The sequence below is a fragment of the Streptomyces sp. NPDC001787 genome, assembly GCF_040297465.1.
GTDB lineage: Bacteria > Actinomycetota > Actinomycetes > Streptomycetales > Streptomycetaceae > Streptomyces.
Map to the genome: position 1 here is coordinate 214,887 of NZ_JBEOZE010000001.1, position 17,905 is coordinate 232,791.

4 protein-coding genes are annotated in these 17,905 nt (G+C 67.8%); all 4 read left to right on the forward strand.

The genetic code is table 11. The features are described from left to right. Window positions 1–102 precede the first annotated feature (102 nt). The 4 genes from ABT170_RS00945 to ABT170_RS00960 are packed head-to-tail and all read left to right on the forward strand — an operon-like array spanning window position 103 to window position 17,793. Complete coding sequence (locus ABT170_RS00945; RefSeq protein ID WP_351863263.1) at window positions 103–3,276, forward strand: DEAD/DEAH box helicase; 3,174 nt, start codon at window positions 103–105, stop codon at window positions 3,274–3,276. Beyond that, the gene (locus ABT170_RS00950) at window positions 3,273–8,774 is read left to right on the forward strand and encodes a hypothetical protein (protein WP_351863265.1); all 5,502 of its coding nucleotides are present in this window, start codon (window positions 3,273–3,275) and stop codon (window positions 8,772–8,774) included. Before ABT170_RS00945 ends, ABT170_RS00950 begins: the two co-directional genes overlap by 4 nt. Further along, window positions 8,771–15,484 (forward strand): DEAD/DEAH box helicase family protein, encoded by a 6,714-nt coding sequence (locus ABT170_RS00955; RefSeq protein ID WP_351863267.1) that lies wholly within the window; start codon window positions 8,771–8,773, stop codon window positions 15,482–15,484. The genes ABT170_RS00950 and ABT170_RS00955 overlap by 4 nt, the downstream gene beginning before the upstream one ends. Beyond that, entirely contained in the window at window positions 15,481–17,793 is a 2,313-nt protein-coding gene (locus tag ABT170_RS00960) for a UvrD-helicase domain-containing protein (RefSeq protein WP_351863269.1), read from the forward strand. Before ABT170_RS00955 ends, ABT170_RS00960 begins: the two co-directional genes overlap by 4 nt. Window positions 17,794–17,905: the final 112 nt, after the last annotated feature.

Below are 17,905 nucleotides of genomic sequence, written 5' to 3' on the forward strand. Positions count from 1 at the left end.
CTCTTCCCTACCTTTCGCCGACGGGGCCGGTTCGGGGCGATACAAAGGGTGGGCAGCAGCACACCGCACATCACGAGTACACAGTCCACAGAGGAGCACCACGTGACCACGGCGATGCAGCCCGAGGTTCCTGAGGCGCGCGACGCCGATGCGGCGTCGGCGTATCCGGCCGGTGCGAAGCCGACCTTCGCGCCTGGCGCCCAGGTGCGCATCCGCCACGAGCAGTGGCTGGTGAAGTCCGTCGACGAGTCCCGCGACGGAATGATGGTCGAGGTCAGCGGGGTGTCCTCGTTCGTCCGGGGCACGGATGCGGTGTTCTACTCCGGCCTTGATCAGATCGACGTACTCGATCCGCGTAAGACTCGGCTCGTGCCCGACGACACCTCCAGGCATGCCAAGGCCCGCCTGTACCTGGAGGCGGTCATCCGCAAGACCGCGCTGCCGCAGACCGAGCACGGCATCGCGCTCGCCGACTCCTTCCTCATGGACCGGCAGGAGCACCAGCTGCGCCCCGCCGAGCTGGCGCTGTCCATGCGTAACCCACAGCCCCGGCTGCTCATCGCCGACGTGGTCGGGCTGGGCAAGACGCTGGAGATCGGCATCACACTCGCGGAGCTGATCCGGCGCGGGCGCGGCGAGCGCATCCTCGTGGTCACGCCCGCCCATGTGCTGGAGCAGTTCCAGCGTGAGCTGTGGACCCGCTTCGCCCTGCCGCTGGTGCGCCTAGACTCCACCGGCATTCAGCGCATCCAGCAGGAGATCCCGGCGGGCCGGAACCCGTTCGCCCACTTCAAGCGTGTCATCGTGTCCGTCGACACCCTCAAGTCGGCGACGTACGCCCACCACCTGGAGAACATCACCTGGGACGCGGTGGTCATCGACGAGTCGCACAACCTCGTGAACAAGGGCACCCGCAACAACCGCCTCGCACGCCGTCTCGCCGAGCAGACCGATGCGCTGATCCTGGCCTCCGCGACCCCGCACAACGGCAATGCCGAATCCTTCGCCGAGCTGATTAAGATGCTCGATCCCGCGGCGATCGCCGATGCCAAGAATTACAAGGTCGCCGACCTTGACCACCTCTACATCCGGCGTACCAAGACAGACCGCGAGGTGCGCGACGGACTCAAGGGCAAGCCCTGGGCCGAACGAGGTCCCTCCCTTCCGGTGTCGGCTCCGGCGACGCCGAAGGAGGTCGCCGTCCTGGAGAAGCTCGAAAAGGAGTGGACCCCGGGGGATCCGAGCCGTTCGTCGGTCTGCGCCGAGCCGATCATCGCCTACGGCTTCCTGAAGGCGTTCCTTTCCTCCCACGTTGCGCTGCGGAAATCCCTCGCCAACCGCCGTGCCTACCTCGACAATCCGAAGAGTCGTACGGCGAAGGGCAAGACAAAGACCGCGCCGGACACTCCCGAGCGCCGCGCCGCTATTGCTGCCGAGAGCAAGGCCCTCGCGGAGCTGGAGGCGCTAGTCGCGGAGTTCACCGACCAGGACTCCGCCAAGCTCGACGCCCTCGTCCGCACACTGAAGGACGACCTTGGCGTCGGCCCGCACTCCGAGCGCCGCGTCGTGATCTTCTCTGAGCGGGTACACACCCTGGACTGGCTGGCCCAGCAGGTCCCGGCCCGCCTCGGCTTCAAGAAGAAGAACCTGGCCAAGCCCGACAAGACGCGTCCTTGGAAGGCGTACGACGGCGTCGTCGAGGTCATGCACGGCGACACCACCAACGACCAGCAACAGCGGGAGATCGTCGACCGCTTCGGCCGGCGCGAGGAGCCGGTACGGCTGCTGTTCACCGGTGACATCGCCTCCGAGGGCGTCAACCTCCACCACCAGTGCCACGACCTCATCCACTACGACCTGCCCTGGTCCCTGATTCGCATCGAGCAGCGCAACGGGCGCATCGACCGCTACGGGCAAGCGGTCAGCCCCGAGTTCCGTGCGCTCACCCTCACCGCCGATGTGCCCTGGCGGCGTGACGAGGAGACGGGCGAGATGCTGACGCTCGACGACCGGCTCGTCGGCACCCGGCTGCTGCGCCGCGAGGCCCAGGCGCACGAGATCGAGACCGGCGAGGGCAGCGCTGATGCCATCACTGGTCTCTACAACGACAAGAAGGAAGAAGACCGCCTCACCTACGACCTCATCAAGGGCGGCACCGTCGACCGCTCCATCAAGCAGTCCCAGCAGGAGTCCGGCGGAGTCCTCGCGGGGCTCCTCGCCGGTGTCAACGCTCGGCTCGCCGATCCGACGGCCACTCCGGCCACCGTCGGCACGGCCGCGGTGCCGGAGGCCGACGTACCCCATGTGTTCGCCGATACCAAGGCGTACTTCCACACTGCCGTGGACCTTATCTACCCGCAGGCCGAGCGTGAGGCACTCGACTGGAAGCCCGAGACGGCGGGCGGTCGCATCGAGTTCACTCCGCCCGACGACCTGCAGTACCGCTTCCGGGAGCTGCCGAAGTCGTACCTGGAGCAGGAGAAGATCCTCACCACGCCCAAGTACGACGGCACGCTCCGTCTCACCTTCGACAAGCAGTACGCCGCCGACCGGCTGGAGGCTGCCCGCAATGCCAAGCAGGGCAAGACCGACGAGCCCACGTCCCAGTGGCCCAATGTGTCCTACGTCTCCGACATCCACCCCGTGCTCGACTGGGTGACGGACAAGGTCCTCGCCAAGCTCAAGTACGACGAGGCGTTCGTCCTCGCCTACCAGCCGGACGTCGGCAAGGCCAAACGGATCGACGCGGCGCTGCCGACGGCCCTCACCGGCCCGGTCTACCTCCTCCAGGGCGTCTACTCCAACGCGGCGGGCAAGCCGACGGTCGTGGAGTGGATGGCCGTCACCGGCCTCGCCGAGTCCAGACCTTGCGTATGGCGCATGGACTCGGCGTTCCTCGCCGCCTGCGGCGTAGGCCCCGACATGCCCGGCCGCGCCCAGCCCGTCGACCCCGACCTCCTTCAGGGACTCGTCCCCGCGGCCGTCGATGCGGCCGAGACGCACTTGCGTGAACGCCGCGCCGACTACGACAAGCAGGTCGACTCCTACCTGGCCCCGTACGAGGACCGGGTGCAGGTCTGGGAGCAGGGCGCCCTGATCGCCGTCGGCAACCAGGAGCGTCGCCGTAAGCAGGTGTCCGACACGGCAGCCCGCCGGCGCGCTCTCGTACGCCGTCTGCGGACCGACGGCGACCCAATGCTGCGGGTCCTCGGCGTCCTCGAACCCCTCCACCCCACCACCGTCTCCGCCGTACACGCCGAGGAGTCAGCGCGATGAGCTACACCTACGACTCCTTCGCCAACCGCGGCGAATACTTCTCCGCTCACTACTTCAGCGAGGAGCTGGAGAACACTCTCAAGAAGAGCAAGGCGGGCGACGAGGGCCTGTTCACCCTGTGGACCAGTCGCGAGACCGACCCTCACGACCCGCAGCCCACCCCGCGCGAACTCCTTCCTCGGCTCCGCGGTGAGTACCTGGCCACCGTGCGCCCCTTCCTGGCCTCCCGCGCCCAGCAGGAAGAACTCGGTAGCACCTACGACGACCCCACGGGCGAGTGGGCAGAACGCCTCGCCGCCTGGCACACAGCCGTCCTCAAGGCCCTCGGTTACGGCGTTGACCGGCCTGAGCCGATCACCGTGCACAACGCGGGCAAGGAGTACGAACTCCAGGTCGCTTGGCACGGAGACGGCATCCTCGCTATCGACTGCGGCTGGACCGCCAAACTGGATGACGCCCTCGACGCCGAGAAGGCCGGGCAGCTCCTCCACTCCCTCAAGACCGCCGACGGCCTCCTCGAAGTCGGCGAGAAACTGGCGGGCTGGCTCTTCCAGAGCGAACTGCACGAGCCCGGCGGCGATGGACCCCGCTTCATCCTGCTGCTCTGCGGTGGCGTACTAGTCCTCGCCGACCGCAACTCTTGGGCCGAAGGCCGCTATCTCGCCGCCAACCTGGACGCGGCCCTTGCCCGCAACGACACGGCGAAGGCGGGCGAACTCGCCCTTCTCGCGGCCCTCTTCTCCCATGACATGCTCGCGCCCCGCCTCGACGGCAAGGGTCGACGCATCGACGATCTGCTGAAGGCGTCCCGTGACAACGCCGTCGGCGTCAACTCCGAGCTGCGCAAGGGACTCCAGCACTCGGTCGAGATCATCGCGAACGAGGTACTCGCCCGCCTGCGCGAGGCGGAGGTCGAGCCCCGGGAGGTCGAGGACCTCAAGAAGGGTCCGTTCGCCAAGCAGCTCACGCGCGAATCGCTGCGTTACCTCTACCGCATCCTCTTCCTCCTCTACGCGGAGGCCCGCCCCGAGCTGGGCATCCTGCCCGCCGATGACTCGACGTACCAGGCCGGGTACTCGATCGGCCGCCTGCGCGAACTGGTGGCGCGCGAGCGAAAGCTGGTCGAGGAAGACAGCCGCAGAGGTTTCCACCTCTACGCCTCCCTCGATGTCCTCTTCAACAAGGTCAACTACGGCCATCGCCCACACGGCACCGAGACTGACGACGACAAGCCAGCCGAGGAACGCAGCGAACTACGCGGCCTGCGCTTCGAGCCGCTCCGCAGCGAACTGTTCGACCCTAAGGCGATCACCCTCATCGGCCGCCGCATCCTCCACCCCCACTGGGACGAGGATGGCGACGAGCAGCCGCGATGGCTGGATCTGCGGCTGCGCAACGCGGCGTTGCACCAGGTGCTGCGCCTGCTGACCATGAAGGAAGCTGGCCAGAGGGGCAGACAGGGCGGCTTCATCTCCTACCGCAACCTCGGCATCAACCAGCTGGGCGCCGTCTACGAGGGCCTGATGTCCTACACCGGCATCATCGCCAAGGACGAGCTGGCCGAGGTCGCCAAGCCTGGCGCGAAGAAGGGCGACAAGCAGTACGGCGATCCCGAAAAGGGGTCCTGGCTCATTCCCGCCGACCAGCTGACCAAGTACAGGGAGAACACGTACGTTGTGTACTCCGCCCAGGACGCCGAACAGTACGGTCTGCGTGGCCCCAAGAAGTACGACAAGGACACCTTCGTCTACCGACTGGCCGGCCGCGACCGCGAGACGTCCGCTTCGTACTACACCCCCGAGTCTCTTACGAAGGTCACCGTCGAGCTGGCACTCAAGCACCGCCTCGACCAGGAAAAGGACGCCGACGGCAACACGGTCCACACCCGCGCGAGCGAGCTACTGCGCTACACGATCTGCGAACCGGCCCTGGGGTCCGGCGCGTTCCTCAACGAGGCGATCAACCAGGTCGCCAAGGAATACCTGAAGCGCCGTCAGGATGAGCTGGGTGTCAGCCTGGACACGTCGAAGACGCTCGATGCCGAGCAGAAGGTGAAGGCGTACATCGCCCTTCACAACGCGTACGGGATCGACCTGAACTCGACGGGTGTGGAGCTGGCGGAGGTGTCGCTATGGCTCAACACCATGCACCCCGGCATGCGTGCCCCCTGGTTCGGACTGCATCTGCGGCGAGGCAACTCGCTTATCGGAGCCCGGCGTTGGGTGTACGAGGCCGAGCGCATCAAGAAGGAGCGGACGATCGGTGCACACACGCCGATCAAGCTGCCGTTCCGGGCATCTGGGGATGGCTCGGAGCAGTTGCTGCCGGATGGGGCTGTGCATCAGTTCCTTCTGCCGACGCCTGGGTGGGGTGCGGTCGCGGGGGCGAGCGGGGATGCGAAGAAGTTGGTGGAGCAGCTCGCCGGGCCGCAGTTGGAGCAGCTTAAAGCGTGGAAGAACAGCATCAAGGCGAAGCCCAAGACAACGGGCGGCAGGGGCAGCCAGCTCACCCGGTTGCAGGCTGCGGCCCTTCGCGTCGAGTTCCTGTGGAAGCTGGTCGCCAAGCGCATGGAGCTGAGCGAGCAGGAGATCGCCCGCACCATCGATGTGTGGGGGACCGATCGCGAGGAGGACGCGGAGGAGTACGCCTTCCTCCGCCGCGACAAGCAGAACCCGGACCAGAGCCTGCCACTGACCAAGGAGCAGGTCTTCAAAGACCTCTTCGCGGCGGAGGGCTCCCCGTACTGGCGGCTCAAGCAGGTCATGGACGCCTGGTGCGCGCTGTGGTTCTGGCCGCTGGAGAAGGTGGGGCTGCTGGATGGGGCCGATGCGGAGTACGCGACGGCTCCGGTAGTGACGGCGGAGGCTGGGGCCGACCTGGACGCGTTGTTGTCGTCGGTGGCCGGGCCGACGGTGCAGGTCGAGGAGCGCGCGCCCGAGCCGACGCCTGTGCCTCAGTTCCTAGAGCCGGGCCTGCTGTTCACCATGGACGGTGACCAGATTTCCCTGGGCGAGGCTGAGAGTGACGACGGGGCCGGGAAGAAGAAGGAGGCCAAGAAGAAGCGCGGCTCCTCCGCTGCCAAGAAGCCCAGTGGACCGGCACGCCGCCGCGATGTCATTCCGCTGGCGGACATGGACGACTGGATCGCCTTCCTGGAGTCCATGCTCGGCACGGGATCGGTGCCGGAGGAGACCTTTGCCACGACGGTCGACTCCCTGGAGGAGCTGAAGAAGCTCGAAGGCCTGATCCAGGCCGAGATGGGCATGGATGATGCCCGTAAGGCAGTTGAGACGCGGTACCCGTGGATGCGGGTCGTTCGCGATATTGCTGAGCAACAGGGTTTTCTGCACTGGGAGTTGGACTTCGCGGGTGTCTTCGCCGGTGAGGCGGGAGGCTTTGACATTCAGGTGGGTAACCCGCCGTGGGTGCGGCCGGAGTGGAAAGAGGATCCGGTCCTAGCGGAGTACGAGCCTTGGTTCATGCTCACGGAGAAGCCGAAGGCGGAGGACAAGAACCGGCGGCGGGATGCCGAACTCGCACGCGAGGAGGTGCAGGAGTACCTACTCGGCGAGGTGACTAACACGGTGACCATGGCGAGCTACCTCTCGTCGGCGCCCGTGTACCCGCTGATTTCGGGAAGCCAGCCGGATCTGTATCGGGCGTTCATGTGCGAGGTGTGGGATCACGCGGGGAGCGGCGGGGCCGCCGGGATGGTGCACCCAGACACTCATTTCGCGGGGGACAAGGAGGCCGCGCTGCGGGCCGCGGCATACCGGCGGCTGCGGGTGCACGGGGACTTTGTGAACGCGGGCAACCGGTTCTTCCCGCCGCCGGTGGGGCGGTCGAGTCACTTCGGTGTGCACATTTACGGGACCGAGGGAGAAATCTCCTTCGATTCGTTGTCGTGGCTCTTCACTGTCGACACGCTTCGGCTGTCCGCCTCCGCCGAGAACACGGGCGCCGATCCTGGCGTCAAGTACGACGGCGACTGGGACGAACGCCCCCACCCGAAGCGTGTCGTTCGCGTGACCCCGGAGACCCTCAAGCGGTGGCGTCGCCTGGCGGGTGATGAGGGGCCCCTGGAGCACACGCGTCTGGTCACGCCGGTGAGCACGGCGGAGGACCCAGCGATCGACGCACTGGGGATCTATGCCTCGCGGCTCGGCGCGCTGTCCCCGGATATCACCCGTGGGTACGACGAGAGCGGTGCGAAGAAGGCAAAGTTCGGCCCGAACAAGGATCAACGACTCATCGACTACAACACCGGTATCGCCGGCCAGGACGACTACCACGCGAAGGCGTGGAGCGACGTCATCCTCAAGGGACCGCAGATCGGCGTAGCCAACCCGATGTTCAAGCAGCCCAGCCAGGGCGGCGGTGAGGTACGTGGCCTTGACCCGAAGGGGCTCGCGAACGACGCAGTGCCGGAGTCGGAGTACCGGTGCGTGGCTCCCCACGACGTGTTCCTGGGCGAGCAGGACAGGTGGCCTGACTGGGAGCAGTACGAGGCGCTGCTCGCATCCCAGCAGGAGCGGGCACAGGCTCGGCTCAGGATCGCGGAGAAGCGCGAGGTGGAGCCGGAAGAGGTCGAGGACGAGCAGGTCGAGAAGTTCCTGCTTGCCAAGGCGAGTTATCCATACACGGAGGAGTACCGCGTGGCGTGGCGGCGCCAGATCGCGCCGGACACTGAGCGCGCGCTCTACGCAGCGTTGATCCCCCGCGGGGCTTCGCACATTCACATGGTCCACAGCGCCCGTGTCACGAGCGAGCGCCTTACGGCACTTACCGCGGGCTTCTGGGCTTCCCTGCCACTGGACTACCTGCTGCGCACCTCCGGGCGCTCCGACTTGCAGGTAGCAGGCGCGCGTACGATGCCGGCACCACAGGAAGAGCACCCTCTAGCGGCTGCCCTCCTCCTCCGCACCCTCCGCCTAAACGCCCTCACCAGCGCCTACGCCGACCTCTGGTCAGAGCTCTACGACCCCAAGTGGCCCGGCTACGAACCCTGGGCGATCAGCTGGCCCAACATCAAGACCGAGCTGCACAACGTCACACCCACCTGGCGGCGCGACACCCCTCTCCGCACCGAATACGCCCGCCGAGCCGCCCTCGTGGAAATCGATGCCCTCGTCGCCGTATGGCTCGGCATCGACGCGAAGACGCTTATCGCCATGTACCGGGCCCGCTTCCCGATCATGCAGGACTTTGACCGGGTGACCTGGTTCGACGCCGAGGAGCGAAAGATCGCCGGAGACCGATACACCTACGGCTTCGACCAGACCAAGGAACACTGGACCCGGTTCGAGGAGTATCGCGAGGCCTACGACAAGGATCCGAGCACTGACGTACCCGTCCCCGACGGCTACACCGCCCCCTTCTACAAGGCGAACCGCGAGCGCGAAATGCGTGAAGCCCACGCCTACTTCAAGCAGCGCCTCGACGAAGCCGTAGTGAAGGGTCTGTGGGACCCGGAGAAGATGGAGGTCCCGACCCCGTGAGGCCGACCCTCGAAGCACAGGGACTCAAGGAGAGCCTGCTCCAGTACCTGTCCACGACGTACGGTCTTGCGGACGAGGGCGCCCGTAAGGCGCTGAACGCCTTCCTCGGGGACGAGACGACGGGCATGTTCCGCGGACCGTACCTGCGCCTGCGTACCCCCTTCACCCCGGCCGACGACGGCTGGCAGCAGCATCTGGACTGGGTCCGTACTGACGACTGGACGCCGTACGCGCACCAGGCCCGCGCCTTTGCCCGGCTCACCTCCAAGGACGGCCACACACCTCAGCCCACGCTCGTCACGACAGGCACAGGTTCCGGCAAGACCGAGTCGTTCCTGTACCCCGTTCTCGATCACTGTGCCCGCGAGCGGGCGGTTGGGAACAACGGGGTCAAGGCGGTCTTCCTGTACCCGATGAACGCCCTGGCTACGGACCAGGCGGCCCGTATCAACGATCTGCTCACCGATTACGACGAGTTGAGCGGTGTCCGCGCCGGCCTGTACATCGGGGAGAAGGCGGCGACGCACTACGACCGGGTCTACACCCGTCGCCAGGACATGCAGCTGTCTCCGCCGGACATCCTGATCACCAACTACAAGATGCTCGACCTGCTCCTGCAGCGCGCGGCCGACGCCCCGCTGTGGGACGGCAGCGACATCCGCTACGTCGTCGTCGACGAGTTCCACACCTACGACGGCGCGCAGGGCACCGACGTCGCCATGCTGCTGCGCCGTCTCGCCATCGCCGTCGATGCCAACCGGCCTGGCATGCCGCTGGGCTCGATCACCCCCATCGCCACCTCCGCGACCCTGGCCTCCGGTACCGATGAGGACGGGGTACAGCAACTCCTCTCCGTGGCCACCAATGTCTTCGGCACGGAGTTCACCGAGGACGCGATTGTCGGCGAGGACCGGCTGACGGTCGACGAGTTCATCCTGGGTGGGGACGAGTCGATCCCGGACGCGAGATTCCTCCCTGGTCAGGCCACGCCCCCTGAGACACTCACCGCCCTGCCGGATCCGGCATCCGGCCCCGAAGAGCTCGCGGACCTCGCCGAGGCCGTCACCGGAAGCCGGATCACTGATCCGGTCGCCCTCGGTGCCGCGCTCAAGCGCAATCGGCTCACGTACGCCGTTCTGAACGCCTTCGACGGTACGGTGCGCACCTACGACGAGGTGCTTGACGTGATGCGCCGCAGTGGGGCGAAGAGCTGGGACGAGGCGATCACGACACGGCCCCAGATCGCCGCGCTGGCACTCGCCCGCTTCGTCGCGCTGCTGTCCGTGGCGCGTGACCCTGACGCGCCGGCCGCGATCAGCCGCCCCTTTGTCCAGGTCGAGGTGCACCAGTGGGCACGGTCCGTCACCCGCATGCTGCGGGGCGTACTGCCATGGCCGAAGGCCGAGTTCGCGTGGGACACGGCCGGGGCACAGAGCCAGTCGCGTACGACGCCAGACACCACCACCTCCCGCGACACCAAGATCTTCCTACCTGCGGTGTACTGCCGCGAGTGCGGGCGTTCCGGCTGGTCGGTCCTCGCCCCCGAGTCGGACTTCGAGGAGCTGAACTTCGAGGCCCACAAGATCCGCCGGGCCACCGTCACCGCCGAGAAGGCCAAGGTGCGCACCCTGGTGGCGGCCACCGACAACGAGGCCCGTGAGGGCAACGGCCGTACCGCCATGGACCCGGCGGCGCAGCGGTCGTTGACCACCGGCGGCGCGGGCGTGCTCATGGTGCTCGACGGCCTGTCCCAGCGCCTGCGGCTGCCCGACCCCCAGGACGACTACGACGACGAGGGCAACCCGGCTCCTGCCGGTCCTGACTCCGCTTTCGTCCTGGTCCAGCTCGGCGACACCGCGGAACGCGCCGCCAAGGACGACTGGTGCCCCGCCTGCGGCACCCACAACGCGATCCGCTTCGTCGGTACGGGTGCCGCCGCGCTCGCCGCCGCCTCCGTCACCCAGCTGTTCACCGGCGGGGAGATGGACAAGAAGCAGCGTGAGACGAAGACGCTGATGTTCAACGACTCGGTGCAGGACGCCGCGCACCGGGCCGGTTTCGTCGCCTCCCGCTCGTACACCTTCTCCTTGCGGGCCCTGTTCACCAAGCACCTGAGCGAACAGCAGCCCAGCGCCCTTCACGACCTCGTCGCCGACGTCGTCGCGGCCACCACTGACCGTGAGACACTCGCCGCCGTCGTCCCGCCGGACCTCCACGACGACATAGGCGTAGCACGCCTGCTGTCCGGCCAAGGACGAGGCGGGGACAAGAAGACCTGGGACCTGATCGGTGAACGGTTCGCGTTCGAGGCCGTCATGGAGTTCGGCCACCGCTCCCGCAACGGCCGTACCCTCGAACTGACCCGAACCTCAGCCGCCTGGGTGGACATCCCCGACGAGCAGGCGGCCGTGGCGCTCGTACGCGCCGCTCATGAGGAGGCCGCCCACCGCGGGTTGACGCTCACCGAACACGGCGACGCCCGCTATCTGGCCTTCCTGCGCGGCCTGTTGGAGCGGCTGCGTACGCGCGGGGCGGTTGGGCACCGGTGGCTGGAGAAGTTCCTCGACGAGGCGGGCACCAGCCGCTACTTCATCTGGGGAGGGCGCCCGCGCGGCATGAAGGCCTTCCCCAAGGGGGTCTCCGCACCGAGCTTCCTGCTCGCGCGGCCCAAGCCGAGCAGCGAGTTCGACTTCGCCGCCGGACGTCTGTCCTGGTATCAGACCTGGGCCCAGCGCTGCCTCGACATGACCCGCGAGCAGGCCGACGAGTTCTGGGTGCGGCTTCTGCCCCGGCTCACCGACGCCGGGCTGCTCGCTGCGCGCACCCCGAGCGACACGGCCGCCCGCCTGTACGGCCTTCAACCGGGCGCCATCCGGCTGCAGTTGCTGACGGACGCCCAGGTCAACGAGGCGTATGTGCGCTGCCCGAAGTGCTTCTGGGAGCAGACCGTCCACCCCTCGCTGCTGGCGCAGTACCACGGGCAGCCCTGTCAGGCGTATCGCTGCACGACCGGGCGGCTGGTCGCGGGGGATCGGTGGCTGGAGACCGTGGACCGGCACGACCGGGACCGCGACTACCGCGACGACTACTACCGCAGCCTGTACCGGCGAGCGGGTACCTACCAGGTCATCACCGCCGAGCACACCGGTCTGCTTTCCCGCGGCAAGCGCGAACGCGTCGAGGACGCCTTCCGCAACGGCGAAGGATTCAACGACCCCAACGTGCTGTCCTGCACGCCCACCCTGGAGATGGGCATCGACATCGGCGACCTGTCCGCCGTCGTCCTGGGCGCCCTACCGCGCCGTCCGGCCAACTATGCCCAGCAGGCGGGTCGGGCCGGACGCCGTACCGGCAACGCCTTCCTACTGACCATTCCCGACCGCAAGCGCCGCGACCTGTACTTCCTCGACCGGCCCCGGGACATGATCGACGGACGGATCGTGCCGCCCGGCTCGTATCTGTCGGCCATCGAGATCCTGCGCCGCCAGTACACCGCCCACCTCCTCGATCTCGCGGCGCGCGGCCGGCTGCTGCGCGAGGACGGCAGGCCGCTGGCCGCGCTGTCACGCCGGGTCGACGAGCTCTTCGGCCCCTCCGGCTACCTCGCCGACTTCACCGACGCCGCCCTCGCCCACGGCGAGGAACTTGTCGCCGACTTCCTCGCCCTGTTCCCGACCGGCGTGAGCGACACCGCCAAGGCGGAGCTGGAGAAGTACGCGGTCCGTGGCATCCGCAGCGCGATCGAGAAGGCCGAGCGGGAGTGGGAGCGCGAGAACCAGAAGCTGCGCACCCGCATCCGTACGATCCGTTCCGCGATCGACGAGCTCAAGGACGGCGACGACGAACAGGCAGATACAAAGGCGGAGTTGGAGGCCGAACTCGGAGCCATCTCCAAGCAGGGCGCCACGCGCCAGCGTCAGCCCGCCCAGACCGTGCTGTGCGACCTCGGCCTGCTGCCCAATTATGCCCTCATCGACGCCACGACCACCCTCGACGCCACCGTCTTCTGGCCCGAAGGCACCACACCGGAAGGCCGGCCCCGCTACAAGTCGAAGTCGTTCTCCTACGGGCGACCGCGCGGCTTCGCCCTGTCCGAACTCGCCCCTGGCAACACCTTCTACGCCGAGGGCTACAAGCACCGGATCACCGGTATCGACATCGTCACCGGCCGGGACCAGGACTGGCGTCACTGGCGCTTCTGCCCCTCGTGCGGCTACGTCCGCACCGAGAACGCCGAGAACGACATCACGCCCTGCCCGCGCTGCGGGGAGACGGGCATCGCCGACTCCGGCAGCCTGTGGCAGATCGTCCAGCCCAGCGTCGTGACGGCCCGCGACAAGCGGGAGGACGCCAGGATCGGCGACGAGAGCGACGACCGCGACCGCCGCTTCTATACCGTCGTCGACATGGTCGACATCCACCCCGACCACTTCGCCAAGGGCAAGTCCTGGCGGCACACCAAAGAGATCTTCGGCGTCGACTACACCCGCCGTGCCGTCATCCGCCGTATCAACACCGGACCGCTCAGCATCGGCGCCCAGGAGAACGATCAACTCGCCGGGAAGCCGGTGCGCATCGCCCCCTTCCACGTGTGCACCGCCTGCGGGGCCGCGAGCGCCGACGGCCGGCCGGTCTTCGACGACGACCGGGACGCCGTCGACAACTCCGCCAACCGCCAGCGCGAACTCAAGCACCACACTCCCTGGTGCCCGCTGCGGCGCGGCAAGAAGGGCGTACCCCAGGAACCGGTCCTGCTCGCCCACGAGCTGGAGACCGAAGCGCTGCGCATCCTGCTGCCGGCCGCGACCGTCCTCGTCGAGGAGAAGGTCCACTCCTTCCAGGCGGCCCTGCGCCTGGGCGTGGACGGCGCCTTCGGCGGTGACCCGCAGCACCTCGCTACCACCCTCGCGACCATGCCGGACCGTGACACCGCGGAGAAACGGCACTTCCTCGTCCTGTACGACCGTCTCCCGCACGGCACCGGCTACCTGGACCGGCTTACCGACCCCGCCGCCTTCCGGCAGGTGCTGGAGGGCGCGCGCCGGCTGCTCGTGGAGTGCCCCTGCAACGAGGAGGGCGGGCCGGCCTGTCACCGCTGTCTGTACCTCTACGCCGACGAGCAGTACATCGAGCGCGTCTCCCGCCAGGCCGCCCTGGAGATCCTCGACGAACTCCTGGGCACCGACACCGACGCCTGGGACACCAAGAAGGTTGGCAACACCGATCAGATCGGTCTCGACGGACAGGTCGAGTCCGATCTGGAGGCACGCTTCCTCAAGGCCCTCCGCGGGTGGGCCGGACAGCGCGGCGACGCCGTGCTGGAGGAGAGCGGCGACAACAGCGCCTATCTGCGTCTGGACGAGGTCGGCACCGTGCACGGCTGGCGTCTGACAGCGCAACGCAACGAGGGTTACACTCGTACCGACTTCACCTTCGAACGCGTCGACGGCCCCAAGCAGAAGATCACCGTCTACCTCGACGGACACCGCTTCCACGCCTCCCGCCGACACAACCGGCTCGCCGGCGACGCCGACAAACGCAACCGGCTCCGGGCCGAGGGGAGAATCGTCTTCCAGCTCACCTGGGACGACCTTGACGCCTTCGAGCGGCAGACGAACACGGCGGAGTCCGGCGCGGGGCGCGAGGCGGCCGAGCCGGTATGGCCGCCGTACCCACGCAGTGCCCAGGACCTGGCCAAGCAGCTCTACGCCGACCGTGGCGGCGACGACCTCGCGACCACCGCCTTCACCGACCCGATGACCATGCTCCTCGCCTACCTGCGCAGCTCGGACGACGCGGCTTGGGGCAGGCGGGCATCAGCCATGGTCGGCGGGCTCCTGGGGACCGGCCAGGAGATCCTCGTCGGCAACGGCACGCCCGACCAGACGCGTCAGACGCTCAGCGGGCTCCTCGAGGCCTGGGGCCTTACCGACGGCACCGACCCGGCGCCTGTCCAGGGCATGGGCACGCTCAACCTGTTCCAGACTTACGACCAGTCCGGTCTCCCCGTTGCCTTCCTCGTCGACGGCGCCACCGGTCACTGGTCCGCCCTGGCCTGCCTCGACGACACCGCACACGACCAGCTCGGCACGCCCGAACACAAGGCGCGCTGGCGCTCCTGGCTCCAGTGGTCCAACATCCTGCAGTTCCTTGCCCACGACGGCGGCGACGGCATTCAACTCACCACAGCCACCGCAGCCAGCTTCGACATCTCGGTCCTCAAGGCCTTCGGCGGCCTCGGTGAACTCGAATCCCTCGTCGTGCGGTACGGCACCGGCACACCCGCACCGCAGCCCGCACCCGCGGAAGCCTCCGCCGAGACTCCTCTCGAAGCAGCGGTGCGGGATCTGCTATGGGACCGGGAGGTCCTCGAATACCTCGACGATGACGACCCTGACTCCCCCCTCACCCGCCTCGCCCACGTCTTGGCCGACGGCGGCAAGAAGGCCCCCGCTTACGGCTACGAGCTCGGCGAACGCGGTTGGCTCGCCGATTTCGTCTGGGACCACGACACTCCGCGGATCGCCGTCATGGCCGAGCCGTACGACCAGGAGGACGAGGAGAGCAACAAGACCTGGAGCGCCTACCGTGACGCCGGGTTCACCATCCGCTCGGCCGACGACTGGCTCGCCGATCTCGATGCTCTGCTGGGCGTGCTCCCCGACGCCACCGTCCGTCCCGACTCCGAAGAACAGAGTGCCGCACGATGACCGCACGCCTGAGCCTCTACCAGAAGGCCGAGAACGAGCTCTACAAGATGGACTCGTCGGTCAAGACGAAGTTCTACGACTTCTGCCACCAGTTCCGTCTTGACCCCGATCACCCAAGCCTCGACCTCAAGCCTCTTAGGGGCGACGGCCGGATCTTCCGCGCCAAGATCGACCGTTCGTACCGGGCGTTGCTGGCCCGGGCCGGGGTCGGTGCCGATGGCGTCCAGCAGTGGCTGGTCGTTGCCGTCCGCCACCGCAAGGACGTCTACGAAGAACTCACCGTTGCCATCAACCGGATTACGGGCGAGATCGAGTTCGTCGACCTCGGCGTCGTCGGTCAGAGCGTCCTTCAGCGCGCGGGACTTCAACTCACGCCGGCCCAGGACGAGCACACCGCACCGGCCGAGCCCACGCCCGCCCCCGTCGTGACGCCACAACCGGCCGTCCCCGCCGAACCGCTCCTCGTCGGCTGCACCCCCGAGGACCTGCGCCGGCTTGGTGTCGCCGATGCCCTCATCGGCCCGGCCCTCGCCGTCACGACCGACGAGGAATTCGACCAGCTCATCGCCGGCGCCCCGCGCCTGACCGCCGAGGTCCTCACCGGCCTTGGCTCCGGCATGTCCGTCGACGAGGTCGAGCGTGAGATCACCCAGCCTGCCTCCACCGAGCTCGAACCGGGCTTCGAGAACGACATGGCAGCGGCCCTCACCCGGACCGCGGTCACCACGGTCGACGACGACATCCGCAACGTCCTGGCCGAGGGCGACTTCCGAGCCTGGAAGGTCTACCTCCACCCCACGCAGCGCAAGATCGTCGAACGGAACTACAGCGGCCCCGGCCGGGTCAGCGGCGGCCCCGGCACCGGCAAGACCATCGTCGCCCTGCACCGGGTCGCCCGCCTCGCCGCGGCCCTGCCGCCCGGCCACGGCAAGCTGATCCTGCTGACCACGTACACCAAGAACCTCACCGCCGACCTGCGTTCCCGGCTCACCTCGCTCATGGACCCGGCGCTGCTCGGTCGCGTGGACATCAAGCACATCGACCAGCTCGCCCAGAGCGTCCTCAACGAGAACACCGCGCCCGGCGCACAGCGCAGCTTGATCACCGACGACCGGGCGCTGGACGTGCTGAGCGAGGTTCTCTTCGAACACGACGAGCAACGTTGGGACGCCGAGTTCCTCTTCGACGAATGGGAGCAGATCGTCCTCGGCCAGTCCCTCGGTACCCGTCAGGACTACTTCAAGGCCCGTCGCGCCGGTATGGGCCGCGCCCTCAACCGCCCCGAACGCGCCGTCGTCTGGAAACTGCTCGACCAGTTCGCCCTACGCCTCAACGGCATGGGCCGGGAGACCTGGGCCCAGGCCGCCGAGCGCGCGGCGCGGTACGAGATGGAACGCGCCCGCAAGATCCAGACGCGGGCCGAGCGCAAGGCCGACATCGGCGGCGGCGATCTGGCCCACCTCGACGACAACAGCTCCGCGATGCGCTACCTGCGTCACCGCTACCGTCACATCGTCGTCGACGAGGCCCAGGACCTCAGCCCGGCCCACTGGAAGATGCTGCGAGCCATGGTCGCCTCCGGCCCCGACGACCTGTTCATCGCCAGCGACACGCACCAGCGGATCTACGACCGGCAGGTTACCCTTTCCACCGTCGGCATCAACATCCGCGGTGGCCGCTCCTCGAAACTGACAATGAGCTACCGCACCACCCAGGAGATCCTCGACCAGGCCGCCAAGGTCGTCCGCGGGGGCACCTACGACGACCTCGACGACGGCACCGACACCCTCGACGGTTACCACTCCCTGCTACACGGCCCCGCCCCCGAGTACGTCGCCTGCGCCGACTGGACCGACGAGATCACGCAGCTCGCCGAAGCCCTCAAACAGTGGCGCGCGGACATCACGCAGCCCACCGAAGACGGCACCGTACGCGACCCCAGCGGCACCATGGCCGTCTGCGTCGCCGACGGCGACATGGCGGGCCGCGTCGCGGCCGACCTGGAGACGAAGCACGGCATCACCACAGCGACCCTCACCAAGGAAGGCCCGCAAGGTGGCGGCGAAGTCCACATCGGAACGATGCACCGTTTTAAGGGACTTGAGTACCAGAAGCTGGCGGTCATCGGCGCGAGCGACGGCATCCTCCCGCGCACCGCTGTCGTTGAGAAGTACGCGACGACTGACCCCAAGCGGTACGAACGCGAACTCAAGAAGAGCCGCAACCAACTCTTCGTCGCCACCACTCGAGCCCGCGACACGTTGCGCATCTCCTGGCACGGCAGGCCGAGCCCGTTCCTGCCGTTGTAGGCCCGGTTGATCTGTGCGGCTGCGAGCATTGCCATGGGGCAGCACCGCTGTGGTGCCCCATGGCGTTAGCTGCTTGCTCCTTTGACGGCAACTCAGACGGCAGCGCGGCACG

Excerpts from the sequence above, each read along its gene's own strand:
- ABT170_RS00950 (WP_351863265.1), top strand. The coding sequence starts at position 3,273 with ATGAGCTACACCTACGACTCCTTCGCCAACCGCGGCGAATACTTCTCC.
- ABT170_RS00960 (WP_351863269.1), top strand. The coding sequence starts at position 15,481 with ATGACCGCACGCCTGAGCCTCTACCAGAAGGCCGAGAACGAGCTCTAC.